12 protein-coding genes are annotated in these 13090 nt (G+C 71.9%); 7 read left to right on the forward strand and 5 right to left on the reverse strand.

The window, feature by feature from the left end; all coding sequences use genetic code 11:
- Both ACOZ38_RS21785 and ACOZ38_RS21790 read left to right on the forward strand, forming a co-directional pair.
- Positions 1–741, forward strand: coding sequence for an SRPBCC family protein (locus ACOZ38_RS21785; protein WP_424533042.1), 741 nt, complete (start codon positions 1–3; stop codon positions 739–741).
- Between the two features lie 116 nt (positions 742–857).
- Entirely contained in the window at positions 858–2555 is a 1698-nt protein-coding gene (locus tag ACOZ38_RS21790) for an MFS transporter (protein ID WP_424533043.1), read from the forward strand.
- Positions 2556–2668: 113 nt separating this feature from the next.
- Here the strand turns inward: ACOZ38_RS21790 and ACOZ38_RS21795 are convergent, their stop codons facing one another.
- Positions 2669–3022: a YciI family protein gene (locus ACOZ38_RS21795; RefSeq protein ID WP_424537065.1), complete on the reverse strand. Its 354-nt coding sequence runs from the start codon at positions 3020–3022 to the stop codon at positions 2669–2671.
- Positions 3023–3243: 221 nt separating this feature from the next.
- Between ACOZ38_RS21795 and ACOZ38_RS21800 the strand changes: the two genes are divergently transcribed.
- Complete coding sequence (locus ACOZ38_RS21800; RefSeq protein WP_424533044.1) at positions 3244–3906, forward strand: DUF6461 domain-containing protein; 663 nt, start codon at positions 3244–3246, stop codon at positions 3904–3906.
- A gap of 100 nt (positions 3907–4006) precedes the next feature.
- On the opposite strand, the gene ACOZ38_RS21805 is transcribed toward ACOZ38_RS21800, so the two are convergent.
- The 3 genes from ACOZ38_RS21805 to ACOZ38_RS21815 form a co-directional block, all read right to left on the reverse strand.
- The gene (locus tag ACOZ38_RS21805; protein WP_424533045.1) at positions 4007–4756 is read right to left on the reverse strand and encodes an SRPBCC family protein; all 750 of its coding nucleotides are present in this window, start codon (positions 4754–4756) and stop codon (positions 4007–4009) included.
- Position 4757: 1 nt separating this feature from the next.
- Entirely contained in the window at positions 4758–5369 is a 612-nt protein-coding gene (locus ACOZ38_RS21810; protein WP_405148499.1) for an ArsR/SmtB family transcription factor, read from the reverse strand.
- A 128-nt stretch (positions 5370–5497) separates the two neighbouring features.
- Complete coding sequence (locus ACOZ38_RS21815; protein WP_424533046.1) at positions 5498–7069, reverse strand: TIGR03086 family metal-binding protein; 1572 nt, start codon at positions 7067–7069, stop codon at positions 5498–5500.
- A 108-nt stretch (positions 7070–7177) separates the two neighbouring features.
- Between ACOZ38_RS21815 and ACOZ38_RS21820 the strand changes: the two genes are divergently transcribed.
- The 4 genes from ACOZ38_RS21820 to ACOZ38_RS21835 all read left to right on the forward strand — a co-directional run bounded on the left by ACOZ38_RS21820 (position 7178) and on the right by ACOZ38_RS21835 (position 12183).
- Positions 7178–8353 carry an MFS transporter gene (locus tag ACOZ38_RS21820; protein ID WP_424533047.1) on the forward strand — a complete coding sequence of 392 codons (1176 nt, stop codon included), beginning with the start codon at positions 7178–7180 and terminating at the stop codon, positions 8351–8353.
- Positions 8354–8471: 118 nt separating this feature from the next.
- Positions 8472–9182 (forward strand): TetR/AcrR family transcriptional regulator, encoded by a 711-nt coding sequence (locus tag ACOZ38_RS21825; protein WP_424533048.1) that lies wholly within the window; start codon positions 8472–8474, stop codon positions 9180–9182.
- A 394-nt stretch (positions 9183–9576) separates the two neighbouring features.
- Complete coding sequence (locus ACOZ38_RS21830) at positions 9577–10518, forward strand: DMT family transporter (RefSeq protein ID WP_424533049.1); 942 nt, start codon at positions 9577–9579, stop codon at positions 10516–10518.
- Positions 10519–10611: 93 nt separating this feature from the next.
- Positions 10612–12183 (forward strand): MFS transporter, encoded by a 1572-nt coding sequence (locus ACOZ38_RS21835; RefSeq protein ID WP_424533050.1) that lies wholly within the window; start codon positions 10612–10614, stop codon positions 12181–12183.
- 39 nt (positions 12184–12222) lie between these two features.
- On the opposite strand, the gene ACOZ38_RS21840 is transcribed toward ACOZ38_RS21835, so the two are convergent.
- Positions 12223–13041 (reverse strand): alpha/beta fold hydrolase, encoded by an 819-nt coding sequence (locus tag ACOZ38_RS21840; RefSeq protein ID WP_424533051.1) that lies wholly within the window; start codon positions 13039–13041, stop codon positions 12223–12225.
- Positions 13042–13090: the final 49 nt, after the last annotated feature.

The raw sequence follows: 13090 nt of genomic DNA on the forward strand, positions 1-13090 counted from the left end.
ATGCCGCACGACTTCGAGCTGCGCAAGCAGGTGACGCTGGAGGCGACGCCCGAGCAGGTGTGGGAGGCGATCGCCACTGGCCCGGGAATCGACTCGTGGTTCATGGGACGCAACGAGATCGAGCCCCGCGAGGGCGGCGCCACCCGGCAGTACTTCGGGGACTTCCCCGTGGAGGCCACCGTCACCGCCTGGGAGCCGTCCAAGCGGTTCGCGTTCAGGAGCGACAAGAACCCCGACGGATCGTTCATGGCCTTCGAGTACCTCATCGAGGGACGCGACCAGGGCAGCACCGTGCTGCGGATGGTGCAGAGCGGCATCCTCGGCGACGACTGGGACTCCGAGTACGACGCGCTGAACCGCGGCTGGGACATGTACCTGCACACCCTGGACCAGTACCTCCGGCACTTCCCCGGCCGGTCCGCGGTCGTGGTCTTCGGCGCGCGGCCGAAGACGGGCGGCGGCGAACCCGTGTCGCGGGTGCTCGAACGCGGGCTCGGCCTGACCGCTCCCGTGACCCAGGGCGAACCGGTCAGGCTCACCCCGGAGGGTCTCGAACCGATCGAGGGGGTCGTCGACTACGCCAAGCCCGGCTTCCTCGGCGTTCGCACCGGTGACGGTCTCTACCGCTTCATCCAGGGAATGGACGAGACGCTGGTCGTCGGGCACCACGTCTTCGCCGGTGTGGACCCCAAGGAGACCGAGCGAGCCTGGCAGGAATGGCTCGGCAGGCTGCTCCCCTGACGCCCCTGCCGCACCTCCCCCCGGCCCGTTCGCGCCCGGGATCCACCCCCCATACATGCGCCTGTCGCAGGCGCGGTCCGCCGTGTCGCGGACCACCGATCACGAAGGAATGTGCGATGAATGCGAACCTCGAGACCGGCCCGGGTTCACGGGCCGGGCGGCGTGAATGGATCGGGCTGGCGGTGCTGGCCCTGCCCACCCTGCTGCTGTCGCTGGACATCAGCGTGCTCTACCTGGCCCTGCCACACCTGAGCGCCGGACTGGGCGCCGACTCCACCCAGCAACTATGGATCCTGGACATCTACTCGTTCATGCTGGCCGGGTTCCTGGTCACCATGGGCACCCTGGGCGACCGGATCGGCCGCCGCAAACTCCTGCTCACCGGCGCCGCCGCGTTCGGCGTGGCCTCCATCCTGGCCGCCTACTCGGTCAACCCGCAGATGCTCATCGCCTCCCGCGCCCTGCTCGGCATCGCCGGCGCCACCCTGATGCCCTCCACCATGGCCCTGATCCGCAACATGTTCAAAGACCCCAAGCAAATGGGCTCGGCCATCGGCGTCTGGTTCGCCTGCTTCATGGGCGGCATGACCCTGGGCCCCCTGGTCGGCGGCCTGCTCCTGGAGCACTTCTGGTGGGGCTCGGCCTTCCTGCTCGGCGTCCCGGTCATGATCCTGCTGCTCATCGTCGGCCCCCGCCTGCTCCCCGAATACCGCGACCCAAACGCCGGACGCCTCGATCTGGCCAGCGTCGCCCTGTCCCTCGGCGCGATCCTGCCCGCCATCTACGGCCTCAAAGAACTCGCCCGCACCGGCATCCACCCCACCCCCCTGGCCGCCCTGGCCACCGGCATCACCCTTGGCATCATCTTCACCCTGCGCCAGCGCACCCTGACCAACCCCCTGCTCGACCTGCGCCTGTTCGCCAACCGCTCCTTCAGCGCCGCCATGGGCATCGGCCTGATGGCCGGCATCGTCATGGCCGGCGCCAGCCTGCTGTCCAGCCTCTACCTGCAAACCGTCCAAGACCTCAGCCCCATGAACGCCGGCCTGTGGCTCCTGCCCCAGAACATCGCCATGGTCATCGGCTCCATGGCCGCCCCCGCCCTGGCCCGCACCATCCGCCCCGCCTACGTCATCACCGCCGGCCTGCTCCTGGCCGCCACCGGACTACTCATCCACACCCAACTCGCCCCCACCGGCGGCCTGCCCTACCTGGTCACCGGCCTCATCCTCGCCTCCCTGGGCATCGCCTTCCCCATGTCCCTCACCATGAACCTCATCATGGCCTCCGTACCCCCCCACAAAGCAGGCTCAGCCGCCTCCATCAGCCAGACCAGCGGCGAATTCGGCATCGCCATGGGCATCGCCTCCCTGGGCAGCCTGGCCACCCTCATCTACCGCACCGACCTCACCACCCACCTGCCCACCGGCCTGCCCACCACCGCCGCCCACACCGCAACCGAATCCATCACCGCCGCCCTCACCACCGCCCACCACCTCACCGGCACCACCGCCACCGACCTCATCACCACCGCCCGCACCGCCTTCACCACCGGCCTCAACACCGTCGCCGCCGTCGGCGCCACCATCTTCATCCTCCTGGCCCTCATCTCCGCCACCATCCTGCGCAACAGCCACCAACCCACCACCCCCCAAACCGACCACACCGACCAGACCCCCCACACCGACCACACAGACCAGACCGCCGACCAGCAGCCGAGCCAGACCGCCACCACCGACCACACCCAGCACGACCACACCCCCACCCACCACCCCGCCAAAGACGACCACCCCGTCCTGGCCACCATCGACTGACCCCCCAACCCCGCAAAAACCGGAGCTGGGCGCCCACGGAACCACCCGTGGCCGCCCAGCTCCTTCCATATGCGCAGGTCGAACGCTATGCGCAGGTCGAACGCTTCGCGCGGTCAGACCTCCGTGTCGACCGTGTTGATGATCGGACGAACCTCCATCGCCCAGTACTTGGCGTCCGGCCAGCGAGCGGCGATCTCGATCGCCCGCTCAGCGCTCTCGCAGTCGACGATCAGGTAACCCGCGAACTGCTCCTTGGCCTCCGCGTACGGCCCGTCGGTGGTCGCCGGGATGCCGCTGCGCACCCGTACCGTGTGGGCCTGGGAGGCGTCGGCCAGCGCCGCGCCGCCCGCGAACTCCCCCGACCTGGTGAGCTCCTCGATGAGCGTGTCCACCTCACCCATCAGCCCGTCGCGTTCCTCCTCGGGCATGGCCCCCAGGATCGCCGGGTTGTTGTAGATCATCAGCATGTACTTCACGGGTTCCACCCTCACGGTCGAGGCCCCGGAGCGGGCACCTTCGGAGATAGGTTCGAGCAGGCGGCGAGTCTACGACGCCCCCTCGGGAAGCGTGAGCGACGCGCCAAGGGCGAGCGGTCCGTCCGGCGGGTTCCCGTTCGTCGTACAGGTGACTAACCATCTTGGTGGCCGATCTCGGCTGATTGTCGGCACGGCCTGCCACCATGGCCCGCATGACGACAACCGACCCCCTGGCCCCGTTCCAGTGGCTCAACGTGTCCGAGAACAAGGGCGGCGGCCCACTTGGCGTGATCTTCAGCGTGGCCTTCTTCCGCGGGCTCGACCCGGCGGAGGTGGTGCGCCGCTTCAGCCGCGACGAGGACTCCGGCCAGGAGTCAGACTTCGGCGGACTCGACGACAAGGCCTACGAGTTCGTCAACGAGACGGAAGGCGGTGATGGCGGCGGCTACGTGGGCGTCTTCCAGACCGGCGAATGGTGCGTGGCCATTGAGCCCCACGGCTGGATGGTCACGCTCCACGAGGTGGTGACCAAGCTGTCGCGGGGCTGCGAGGTGCTGGCGGTCACCCGGCACGACTACGCCGCCGAGCACAGCTTCGAGTACGCGATCGATGGCACGATCGTCACCGGCTACCCGCTGCGGCACCCATACGAGCGTTACGGCTCCGACCCTGACCGGCTCAACGGTTTCATGCTGGAGCTGGGCATGGGGCTGGGCAAGCCGGAGGACGAGGCCGCGTGGGACGCCGCCTGGGAGGACAACTCCTATACCGCCGTGCCAAGGGGCTTCGCCCTGGCGGAGAAGGTCACCGGGGTGCCGTTCACGCCGGACATGCTCGGCCGCCCGATGCTCGTGGGGCCTATCAGGGAAAGATGACCATCAGGTGGTGAGCAGCACTCGTTTGCGGCAGGCATGCCCCTTCCCTGCCCCGGCGGGGCGGCGCCCACCCCTGCACGGGGCGGGCCCGCCGTGCCGGCTAGGCGAACGTCGTGGCGAGCCAGGACTTCCAGGCGCCCTCCGTGGCCTTCTCGTCCACGCCGGGCACGAAGCTGTGCTGCTCCACGACCACCGTGTCGCGGTAGCCGTGCATGAACGTGTACAGCGCGTCGCCGGTGCAGACGCTCGGGATGCTCGGGTAGTCGGCGCTCTCCACGACGCCCTCGGCCTTGGGGAGCCCGTCGACGGAGAGCATCACCCGGTCGCCCCGGGTGACCTCGCCGGTCAGGCCGAGCGCGCTCTTGAACGCCTCCCACACGCGGTCCTGGTCGGGCACCTGCGGGCCCGGGATGAGCGTGTTGAACGTCGAGGTGCGGCCGGGGAAGTGCTTGAGGTAGGCGGCCAGCTTCTGCAGGTACATGCCGTCGCCCTTCTTGAGGGCGTCGTACTGGGCCTCCCAGTCGTCACTGAGGAACCCGCTGTGCACCAGGCGGAGCGCGGTGCTCCCCCCCTCGCGGCCCTCGATGAGGTAGTCGAACGCCATGAACGTGCCGTCCGGCAGCTCGTCGCTCTGGTAGGTGAACCGCTTGGAGGGCTCCCAGGCGGTCACGGTGGAGGTGTAGGTGGTGCCCCCGATGCTCTGGGTCACCGTGCCGCCGTCACGCCGCTGGACGTCGTTGCGACCCATGAACCACGAGTCGATGCCCGGACCGGTGGAGATGGCCTCCCACACCTGATCGGGGGTCGCCTCAATCGCGATCTCCGCACGCACCTCGAATTCGCGCCGCATATTACAACTCCTTGGTCGGTGTCTCGTGTCCGTCGTTTTCGACCTTTTTGGCCGTGATGCTCGGGTGGACGGCGACGATGACACGGTGGTCGCGCCCGCCTTCGGCCGTCTCGTCGTGATACTTGCTCACCAGAGCGGTCACCGCGCCGGCCAGCTCCTGGGCGAAGGCGGCGCGGTCGGCGGCGGTGGCGAACCGGATCTCGCCGTCGATCGCGAAGGTCGCCACCTTCTTGCGGGCCTTGGCCGCCCCCGTGATGAGCTCGCCGACGTCGCGTACGAGCCGGGCCGCGACCGCGAGCAGCCAGCGCGCCGACAACTGGTCGGGCGACCGCGACGGATCGGGCTGCACGTCGGCCAGCGCGACCGGCGAGATGACGTACGACGCGGCGGTGGCGCGCATCACCCGCTCGGTGACATTGCCCTTACGCCGCTCCTCCACCAGCTCGACCAGGCCATGACGCTCCAGGGCCTTGAGATGGTAGTTCACCTTCTGCCGAGGCAGGCCCACCCTGGCCGCCAGCATCGTGGCCGACCTGGGCTCGGACAACTCGGCCAGCAGCCGCGACCGCACGGGGTCCAGCGAGACCTCGGCCGCGGCCGGATCCTCAATCACCGCCACATCCAACATGCCGCAACACTCTCAGCGACAATATTGTTCGTCAAGGTGATCGAAATCGTCGGCATGGCGACCGGTGGCGGTACACCCAGGAAGGCCCGGCCGGCGGCCGGTGACGTGAGAGATCAGCCGACGGCGCGCCCGAGGTAGGCGGCGAGGCGGTCGGCGGCGGTGGCGCCGGGAGGCGCCTGCCGCTCCGGGGCGAACGAGCCGCCGGGGGTCCGGGGCAGTTCCCCGTAGATCGCCCGCACGGCGGGCAAGATCGCCTCGGCGATGTCCGGCGCGAGGTCGGCAGGCCGTCCTGTCGCCGTGGCCAGGTCCCAGCCGTGCACGAGCATCTCGATGACCACCTGCTCCACCAGCCGCCAGCCGGGCGCGGGCCCGAACCGCTCCTCCAGCATCCCCGGCCTGCCGAACGCCGCCATCGCCGCCCCCGCGGCTGCGCGGAAGGCGGCCACGTGGTCGTCGCCGAGGTGGTCGGCCGTGAAGTCGGAACGCGGGCTCCCCTCGGCGAGGCTCGTCCACATCAGGTTCTCGTACACCAGGTGGTTCAGCAGTGCCCGCACGTCCCAGCCCTCGCAGGGGGTCGGGTCGCCCATCTGCCCGGGGGTCACGGCGGCGACGAGCGCGTCCACCTCGGCGAGGATCCGGGCGCAGCCGTCCAGAAGCCAGGCCGGGCCGCTCGCGGACGTGTCCGCGTCGAGCGTCTCGGCGATGCCGTCGGCCCGGGCGCCCGGCTCGGGGTTCGTCCGCAGCGCGGTGATCAGCCACTGGGCGGGCCCCGCGATGCTCGGGCGCACCGGCCGGCCGTTGATGACGCACATCAGCTGCCAGTACCGCTCGGCGCGGGCGTCGGCCGCGATCTCCAGCTGCTCCAGCAGCCGCCGGCGGGCCGCCGCGCCGTCGCCGCCCGGCCGGAAGCCGGTGGGCGCCTGCGACGGCAGCCAGGCCTCGACGACGCCGGCCACGACCGGGTCGGCCGCCGGGGAGTCCGCGGCGATCCCCGCGTCGATCGCCTCGGTGACCCGCCGCACCCACAGGTCGGTGAGGTCCGCCGCGTCGTGCTCGCCGGCCGTGTCGGGACCGCCCGGCGCGTGCTCGGCGGCGTAGGCGGCCATGCGGCGCATCGCGGCGCGCAGGGCGGGGTCGCGGATCAGCCCGCCCAGCTCGATCCAGGCGTCGACCTGCTCGGCCGTGGGATCCTCCGGCAGGTCGGGGGTCACGGCGAGAAGTCCCTGCCGGTAGGTGGAGTGGTCGAGATCGCCCATCGTCTCCGCCACGAAATCTTGGATGATCGCGTTGCGCTCGGCGGCGGACAGTCGCGCCAGGTTGGTCATCAGGGTGAGCTCCTCTGTGGTGGGCCTTCGGCCGGTGACCGATCGCAGCACCGCCTGCTGCAACCGGAGCGTGCGGATCCGTACCTCGAGCGCGTCGGCGTGGGCCGCCGCGACCTCGGCGAGGCCGCGCTCCCGGTTGACGACATCGCGGATCGCCGCCATGCCCATGCCGAGCTCGCGCAACGTCCGCGCGAGCTGGAGCCTGGCCACCGCCTCGGTGTCGTAGAGGCGGTAGCCGGCCGGGGTGCGGCCGGCCGGGGGGACCACGCCGATGTCGGACCAGTGGCGGATCAGCTTCACCGACATCCCGGTTCGCTCCGCCAGCTCTCCGATGCTCAACAGGACGGTGTCGTCGTGCACATGTCCCAGCCTCCTGTCTCCCACGATGGGAGAGTCAACACCACCCTCCGCGGTCCGGCATCTGATCACGTCCTTTCAGGAAAGAAACCTGTCTGTTAGCTTTCTCGGGTGGACTCTCGCGCGGTGAGCAGGGCCCGGGTGGCGGTCTCGGTCACCTTCGCGGTCCACGGGGCGGTGACGGGCAGCTTCGCCACCCGCATCCCCTGGTTCCAGGACCACCTGCACGCGGGACCGGGCGAGCTGGGCCTCGCGCTGCTGGCCCCGGCGGTCGGGTCCCTGGTGGCGATGCCGATGGCCGGGCGGATCATCCACCGGTTCGGCGGGCGGACGGCCACCCGGTGGCTCATCGCGATGTGGTCGGCCGCGCTGGCCCTGCCCGCCCTCGCGCCGAACCTCGCCGTGCTGTGGTTCACGCTCCTGCTGTACGGGGCGGTGGCGGGCATGAGCGACGTCGCCATGAACGCCCAGGGAGTGGTGGTCGAGCAGCGGCTGGGACGTTCGATCATGTCGGGGCTGCACGGGATGTGGAGCGTCGGCGGGCTGGCGGCGGGCGGCGTCGGCGTGCTGGCCGCCCAGTACGGGCTGGACGCCCGCGTCCACCTTGGCGCCATGGCCGTGGTGCTGCTGGCGGTGGGGGGTGCGATGGGGCCTCTCCTGCTGGACATCCGGGCCGAGGAAGGCGAGGCGGCTCCCCCGAGGTTCGTGCTGCCGTCCCGGCACGTGCTCGTCCTCGGCCTGATCGGCTTCTGCGCGGTGTTCGCCGAGGCGGCCAGCCAGGACTGGTGCGCCGTCTACCTGAGGCAGGTCACCGGGACCTCGGCCGGGGTGGCGGCCACGAGCTACACCGCGTTCGCGTTCACCATGGCCGCCGGGCGGCTCTGCGGGGACATGGTGGTGCGACGGCTCGGCGCGGTGACGACCGTGCGGATCAGCGGGCTGCTCGCCACGCTCGGCGGAGCCCTGGTCGTGTTCGCCCGCACGCCCCTGCCGGCGATCACCGGGTTCATGCTCATCGGGCTCGGGGTGGCGGTGGTCGTGCCGCTGGTCTTCGGGGCGGCGGGCAACGCGGCGCCGACGCCGGGCGAGGGGGTGGCGGGCGCGGCGACGATCAGTTATACGTCGGGCTTCGTCGCGCCCAGCGCGATCGGCGGCATCGCGGCGCTCAGCAGCCTGTCGGTCTCGTTCATACTGGTCACGGCCCTCATGGTGGCGGTGCTGATGAGCGCGGGGGTGCTGGGGCGCCACCAGGTCTCCAGGGCGCCCGAGTCGGCCACGGCCACCTGACCCTTAATTTCGCCTCGTCGCGGAAGTTATCATTCATCACTTTTGCTAGAGTGGCTTGCGTACGGCTCGTCCGCCGGGAACCGGCGGGCGCGAGTCTGGGCGGCGGAGGGAGACGGTCGTGACGCCGACGGACGGAGGGCCCCGGGCCCGCTACCGCGAGCAGACGCGCGGGGAGATCAAGGAGATCGCCCTGAGGCAGCTCGCCGAGGGCGGCCTCGCGGCCATCGCGCTCACCCGCATCGCCAAGGAGCTCGGCCTGTCGGGCCCAGCCCTGTACCGCTACTTCGCCAGCCGCGACGATCTGGCCAGCGCCCTGATCCGCGACGCGTACGACGACCTCGCCGCGGCCATCGGCCGGGCCGCGGAGTCCTCCGCCGGGCTGCCTCCCCGCGAGCTGCTGCGCGCGCTGGGAGGCGCCTACCGCGCCTGGGCCCTGGACCAGCCCCAGCGCTACCTGCTGCTCTTCGGCTCGCCGCTCCCCGGTTACACCGCTCCGCCCGACACCCTGCAGCGGTCGCGCGCGGCCCTCGGGCCCTTACTGCGAGTCTTCGAGGGCGGGCGGCCCGGCCCCGCGGTGCTGCCGGTGGTCCGGCAGATGGAGGCCTGGGCAGGACGCGACGCGCAGGTCGCCGACTGGGTGGCGGAGTACGTCAAGGACGCGGCGAGCACGGCCGGGTGCGCGCTCGCCGGAGCCGTGATGTCCTGGACGCGCATGCACGGTGTGATCAGCCTGGAGGTCGAAGGCCAGTTCACCGGCATGGGACACGACCCGCGAGCACTCCTCGACGCCGAGGTCGACACCCTGGCGGAGACGTTCGGCCTCGACTGACACCCTCGCGAGCCCTTCCGCGAACGCGCGCGGCCACAGCCGGGCGCTCTAGCGGCCACAGCCGGGCGCTCTTGGGGAACGTCCGCGTCATCTCCGCCCTCGTGGCAAGGCCTCGGCGGCGGTGCGCCGGGGTACGGGCCGGGGTACGGCACCAGGGGGTGAGCGGGGAACGGGCCCCTGACCGGGACGGGCGCCAGGACGCCCTCCCCCGGCGACCTGGATCGCGGGAGGTGGCGACGGCCGCGCGTCCCCGGGCCGGACCGTAGTGCGTGCTGGATCGGGAGACGGGCCGAGGTTCCGGGATCGCGGGGGCTGTTGATGGGTGCGCGTCCCGGGCCGGGTCGCGTAGTGCGTGCGGGAATCGGGGCCGAGGTTCCGGATCGCGGGGGGGTTGATGAGTGCGCGTGCCTGGGTGGCGTTCGCGGTGGTCTCGGTGCTGTGGGGGATCCCGTACCTGCTGATAAAGGTCGCGGTCGACGAGGGCGTGCCGCCCGGGTTCGTGGCGTGGGTGCGTGTCGTGCTGGGTGCGGTCGCGCTGCTGGTGTTCGCGCCGCGTGCCGGGGTTCTGGGCGTGTTGCGCGGCAGGACGCGCTGGGTCGGCGTGTTCGCGCTGAGCGAGATCGTCGTCCCGTTCCCCCTGATCGCGATCGGGGAGCAGCACGTGTCATCGTCCCTCACCGCCGTCCTCATCGCCGCCGCGCCGCTGTTCGTCGCCCTGCTGGCCCTGCGCTTCGACGCGAGCGAGCGGGTGCGGGGCAGGCGGCTGGCCGGGCTCGTCATCGGGCGGGCCGGGGTGGTGGCGCTGATGGGGGTCGACGTCGCGGGGCGCGCGGCCGAACTCTTCGGTGCCCTGGCCATCCTCACCGCCGCCCTCTTCTACGCCACCGGCCCGATGGTGCTGAAGCGCCACCTGTCGGGCGTCGACTCGCGGGCGTCCATGGGCGCGACCCTGATCGTGGCGTCGCTGCTGCTGTCCCCGGCCGCCGTGCTGACGCCGCCCGCCACCATGCCAACCCCGCCGGCGATCGCCGCGCTGCTGGTCCTCGGGCTGCTCTGCACGGCCGCCCCGCTCGTCCTGTACAGCGTGCTCATCGCCGAGGCGGGAGCCGGTCGCGCGGTCCTGATCACGTACGTGAACCCGGTCGTGGCGGTGGCGCTGGGCATGGTGGTCCTCGGTGAGCGGCCAGGGGTGGGGGCGATCCCGGGATCCGTGCTGATCCTCCTGGGCTCGTGGCTGTCGGGCGGCGGCCGGCTGCCCTCCCGCCGCCGGGAGACCGGTCGCGTCGCGGACGCGCTCGACGCGACTCCAGGAGGCCCTCCGCCCGGCGGCGCGTAGAAGACCGGTCAGCGGATGGTGCGTGGACGGTCAGCGCCCTGGCCGAGGCTGCGAGCAGGGAGATCCCCGCACCTGACGCACAAGGAGCTCGACATGACCGACATCAACCCCAAAGCCGGGCGTAAGGAGTGGATCGGGCTGGCCGTGCTCGTGCTGCCCTGCCTGCTGGTGTCGATGGACATCAGCGTGCTGTTCTTCGCGCTGCCGTTCATCAGCGCCGACCTCGCGCCGACCGGCGCCCAGCAGCTATGGATCATGGACGTCTACGGGTTCGTGCTGGCCGGGATGCTGATCACGATGGGGTCCCTCGGCGACAGGATCGGACGCCGCAGGCTGCTGATGATCGGGGCGGGAGCGTTCGGCGTCGCCTCGGTCGTCGCCGCGTACTCCACCGGCGCCGAGGTGCTGATCGCCACCCGCGCGCTGCTCGGGCTGGCCGGGGCGACGCTGATGCCCTCCACCCTCGCGCTGATCCGCAACATGTTCCACGACGGCGGCCAGCGCAAGACCGCGATCGCGCTCTGGACCGGGGGCATGACCGGGGGCGCGGTGATCGGCCCGATCGTCGGAGGGTTCCTGCTGGACCACTTCTGGTGGGGTTCGGCCTTCCTGGTCAACGTGCCGGCCATGGTCCTGCTCCTGGTTCTCGGCCCGATCCTGCTTCCGGAGTTCCGCGCCGCCGCCTCAGGCAGGTTCGACCTGGTCAGCGCGGTGCTCTCGCTGGCCGCCGTGCTGCCGGTGATCTACGGGATCAAGCAGACGGCCGTGGACGGGATCCGGCCGCTCCCGGCGCTCGCCGTCGTCGCGGGCCTGGCGGCGGGCGCGGTGTTCGTCCGCAGGCAGCGCACCCACGCCGCCCCGCTGATCGACGTCGCGCTCTTCCGGCACCGGACGTTCAGCGCCTCGCTGGCCGTGAACGTGGTCACGATGTTCGGCTTCATCGGGATCACGCTGTACACCAACCAGTTCATGCAGCTCGTGCTCGGCCTGCGTCCCTTCACCGCCGCGCTGTGGTCGCTCATCGTGATGCCCGCCGTCGCGGCGGCCATCGCCGTCTCCGGCATCCTGGCGAACCGTGCCCGCCCCGCCTACGTCGTCGGCGCCGGCCTGCTCGTCACCACCTCGGGGTTCCTGGTGCTGGCGTGGGTGCGGGTGGACTCGCCGCTGTGGATCGTGCTCGTCGCCGCCGGGGCGGTGGCCGCCGGCATCCTGATGGTCGTGACCCTGACGTCGGACCTGATCCTCACCGCCGCTCCCCCGGAGCGGGCCGGTGCCGCCTCCGCCCTGTCGGAGACCGGCAGCGAGCTGGGCGGGGCCCTCGGCCTGGCGATCCTGGGCAGCGTCGGCGCCGCGGTCTACCACCACCGGATGGCCGAACCGCTCCTGGCCGGGCCGGGCCTGCCGGCCGAGGCGCTGAGGGCGGCGGGCGAGACCCTCGGCGGGGCGACCGCCGTGGCGGCGCGGCTGCCCGGTCCCGCGGGCACGGCGCTGCTGGACGCGGGAAGGGAGGCCTTCACCCAGGGTCTGAACGTCACCGCAGGCGTCGGCGCCGTCGTGATGGCCCTGGCCGCCGTTCTCGCCGTCGTCGTCCTGCGCCGCCTGCCGGCCGGCCAGGCACCGGCCCCGCAGGCCGCTCACCATGGCGAGCGCGTCGCCCAGCCGTGAGCGTGTCCCCGTGCGCCGGGGGGCGCGGGGGCGGTCTCCTCACCCGCCGGGGACGGCCGCGCGGCCGACGGCGGCGAGCAGACCCCGCAGGGCACCGTCGAACTCCGCGGGCCGCTCCAGGTTCGGCATGTGCGCGGCGCCCTCGACCACGGCCAGCGTCGCCCCGGGGATGCGCCGGCTCATGAACTCCGCGTCGGCCACCGGGGTGAACTCGTCGTCCCGTCCGACCACGACGAGCGCGGGCACCGAGACCTCGGCGAGCAGATCGCGGTAGTCGGGACGCTCGGCGCGCCCGCGCAGCGCCGCCGCCGCGCCTTCCGCGGGCGCGCCGCGCATCATGCCGAGCACGTGCGCGGCCACCTCGGGCAGCGCCTCGATGTTGTACGGGGCGACCATCTTCGGCAGCACCTCCTCGGCGTAGGGCCGCATGCCCTCGCGAAGGAGGCGGTCGGCCTGGGCGGCGCGCAGCTTCCTGCCCTCCCCGGTCTCGGCCTGGGCGAAGGTGTCGGCGAGCAGCAGCCCGCGTACCCGGCCGGGGAACAGGCGGTAGAACTCCATCACGATCTGGCCGCCCATCGACAGCCCTCCGATCACCACCTCACCCAGCCCCAGGTGATCGAGCAGCGCGGCGATGTCGCGGGCGAACGTCTCCAGCGGGGTCTTCCCGGGTACCACGGTGCTCTCGCCGTAGCCGCGCAGGTCCGGCGCGATCACCCGCAGCTCCGGGCCGGCGAGGGCGGCGACCTGCGGCGCCCACATCGAACGGTCGAACGGGTGGCCGTGGACCAGCACCAGCGGCGCACCCCGGCCCTGGTCGTCGTACCCGACGGTGATCCCGTTCACCGAGGCCCTGCTCACGATGCCCACTTCCTCCCGCGTCGGCGCCCGCGCGGTCCCGCGCTGACGG

This window comes from Sphaerisporangium viridialbum (assembly GCF_049674955.1).
GTDB classification, from domain to species: domain Bacteria; phylum Actinomycetota; class Actinomycetes; order Streptosporangiales; family Streptosporangiaceae; genus Sphaerisporangium; species Sphaerisporangium viridialbum.